Source organism: Caballeronia sp. dw_276 (genome assembly GCF_018449635.1).
Classification (GTDB): domain Bacteria; phylum Pseudomonadota; class Gammaproteobacteria; order Burkholderiales; family Burkholderiaceae; genus Caballeronia.
The window spans coordinates 1-3,539 of sequence record NZ_JAAVUV010000031.1; the positions used below are offsets into that span (position 1 = coordinate 1).

Genomic DNA, 3,539 nt, shown 5'->3' on the forward strand with positions numbered 1-3,539 from the left:
GCTGCCCGGCTGCAACTGGTCCAGGAACCAGAGCCGCTGCTGGGCAAACGACAGTGGCAGCGCCTGCCCCTCGCGAGGCACCGGGACGATCATGCCGACGCCGTTGCCGGTGCTGTCCTTCGACGCCGCATCGACGCGCACGGCAAACGCAGACAGCACAGGCGCTTCAAACAGCGCCCGCAACGGCAGATCAACGCCCAGGGCACGGCTGACCCGCGACATGATCTGCGTCGCGAGCAGGGAATGGCCGCCCAGCCGGAAGAAGTCGTCCTGCGCACCGACCCGATCGAGTCCGAGTATCTCGCTCCAGATCGTGGCAATGATCGATTCGGTGCCGGCCCGCGGCACGATGTGACGGCTATGCGTATTGGTGCGGCGATCGAGCGCGGCGATCCGCTGTGCAATGGCCTGCGGTGCGTTGTCTTCGGTGGCGATCCGTTCGAACAGTGCCTCGCGACGTGCGTTTCGGCTATCGATCGCGGTCGGTTTCACGTCAGGCGAGGTAACGCCCGCCTCGGCAACCTCCGTCTCGCTGGCGGCTTTCGTCTCGTCGGCACCATCGGGCGTTACTGCCGTGGATGTCAGGCATGCAGCACGCTCGACGTCGATCTCGAACTGCCCTGACGACGTGTGCTCGCTCATGCCCTCGATGCCGGACAGAAAGCTGATGGCCGGATCGTTGCGCCCCGTCACGACGTAGGGCACGACGATGCGCCTGCAGCCCGCCTGGGCAGCAGCGTCGGCCAGCCACGCCAGCAGGCGGTGCTCGACGCCACGACCCAGCACGCGACAGCTCAGCAACAGCGTGTCGACACGTGCCTCGTCACCGTCGATGCGGTAAGCCAGCACGCCCGTCAAGCCATAGTCGCCGAAACGGTCGCGCACCCGAACCGCCGCGCATACGCCTGCCATGCTCGACGTGCGGATATCGCCCGCGCCCAGCGGCACCGGTCGCACGTTGAACTGATTGGTACGCTGCGTCAGCTCGGCGACCCGTTCGATATCGTGTTCGCCGACGGGGGCGATCTCCACCTCCAGGGCCAGCGAAGCCAGGAACGATTCGAAGCTCGGCGCGGTGGCGCGTACCGCTTCGCGCTGCCGGTTCTGACGATACTGCTCGGTGCGTCGGCTCGCATCACCCGTCACCTTCAGCCGGTCGAGCGCCCAGACATGTCCGATCCAGTCCGCGATAGCCGCGTCGTCCTCCGGCATCTGCAGCACCAGCACCTCGGGAAGCGCCATGCGTACCTGTGCGCATTCCGCCGCGCTGTCGTCGATGAAGACAAAGCTGTCGAGTCCCAGCTGCAATTCGTCCGCCAGCGACTGGATGTTTTCAGACTTGCGCTGCCAGTTGATGCGCCGCGAGACGATGTGCTCCGGCGTGAGTCGCATGCCGTCGGCAGCGGCAAACACCGCATCGACATCGGCCTCGACATTCTTGCTGCATAGACACAGCAGCACGCCCGCGCGGTACTGCGCGATCATGAACTCATGCAGCGCGGCATGTCCCGGCGTCACCGTGATGCCGGACGGCCCGGCCTCTGCACAAATCCCTTTCCATAACGTGTCGTCGCAATCGAGGACGATCACCTTCTTCGGTCTCGTGCGCGAGGCGACGACCGCGCGTGCGAGTGCGGTACCGATTGCCGTGTACATCGGTGTCGTATAGGGAACGTGGCCCGCCGCGTCGGCATAAGCGTCGTCATAACCGGCAACCGGATAGCGCTGCAGCATCGAAGCGGCGTCCGTCACGTAGACGCCGGGCATCGCGGCGAGCACCGCGCCCAGCCGTGCATCGAGCGCGGCGAGACAGGCCGCTTCGGCAGGTCTGGCCAGCCGGGCCTGCGACGCGGGACACACGACCACGAACCACGTTGCTGTCGATTGCGCGCTCGCCGTGCCGAGTGCCGCGACCAGATCGTCGAGGTGACGTTGCAGCGTGGCCTCGTGTTCATGCAGACCCGCCTCGGGTGCGGTGTCGCGCAGCCAGTCTTCCCAGCGCAGCAGGATCGTATTGACGCCGCCTTCGTTGCCGGCAAATCCGCCCTGCGGATCGAGCAGGCTCTGGAATATCTGGCCGTATGGCGCGTGCACGATCCGGGGCGCCAGTTCGAAGCGCTGCAGCCAGTAACGCAGCGCCGCGTCCACGGGTTCCGCGGTGAAACTCGAGGCGATCGCGACCGTCGTGCCGCGCGCCGTGCGGCGCGCGGCCTCGCGTTGCGCCCGCAAGGCCTCGGGCAGCGCCATTGCGCCCAGCTCGCGCTGCGGGTGCAGCATGCCTTGCGTGAGGACTTCGCGATAGAACGACAGCAGGGCTTCGATCGTGTCGGCCTCGAACAGGTCGCTCGCGTATTCGCAGTTCAGGTGCAGACCCGCTTCACCCGTTTGCAACACGAAGCGCAAGTCGAGTTCGGCCTTCTGCTGCCCGGCGTCGACCGCATGCGCGCGCAGACCCTCGCCGAAGTGCTCTTCGGCAGGGAAGTTCTGCAGCAGGAGTGCGACGTTGAACACCGGGTTGTAGGCGGCGTCGCGTTGCGGATTCACGGCCTCGATGATCCGCTCGAACGGTACGTGCTGGTGCGAGTAGGCATCGAGCGTCGTTGCCGCCGTGCGTTGCAGCAGGGTGTCGAAGGAATCACCGGCTGCGCTGCGCACACGCAGCGCGAGCGAATTCATGAAACAGCCGATCAGGCCTTCGAGCTCGGCCTGGTCGCGACCCGCGACGACCGTGCCGAGCACGATATCGTGCTGGCCGGTCCACGCCGCGAGCGTCGCCCCGAGTCCGGCGAGCAGCACGGTGAACAGCGTCGTCCGCGCCCGCGCCGCGGTGTGCTGCAGCACCTCGAGTTCGGCGCGCGGCAGCAGTTGCGACAGCGTGTCGCCCCGGTGACTTTGTGCCGGTGGTCTCGGCCGATCGGTCGGCAAAGCGAGCACTGCCGGGGCCCCGTCCAGTTGCCCGCGCCAGAACGCCAGAGCGGATCCGATCTCGTCGCCGTCCATGCGCTGGCGCTGCCAGTGCGCGTAATCGGCGTACTGGAGCGGCAGTTCCGGTAGCGGCGACGGATGGCCGTGGACGAACGCGTCGTACAGTGCCGCCATCTCCCGCACCAGAACGCCGATCGACCAGCCGTCGGCCACGATGTGATGCACCGTGACCGCGACGATATGGTCCTGCTCGCCGAGTCTGAACAACGTCCCGCGCAGCAGTGGACCTTGCGTCAGATCGAAGGGCAGGCCGATCGTGTCGGCCAGCAGGGTCGGGATCTCGGCCTCGCTGGCGCAAACCGGATCGAGAGCCGGTCCGAACGCCGGGCCGAGGGCCGAGGTGGGCAAAATCCGCTGGCCGGGCACGCCGTCGAGGGCCACGAAAGAGGTGCGCAATACTTCGTGGCGGCGTATCACTTCGGCGAGCGCGGCAGCAAGAGCCGTGCTGTCGAGCGGACCCGTCAGCCGTACCACGGCGGGAACGTTGAAAGTCGCCTGGCCGGCGGCGAGTTGCTCCAGAAACCAGATCCGCTGCTGCGTGAACGACAGCGGCG

1 protein-coding gene is annotated in these 3,539 nt (G+C 66.9%); it reads right to left on the reverse strand.

Annotation, left to right across the window (positions count from 1 at the left end):
* Positions 1-3,539: HAD-IIIC family phosphatase (locus HB633_RS30420; protein ID WP_213781833.1), on the reverse strand; the 3,539-nt coding region annotated here is incomplete at both ends.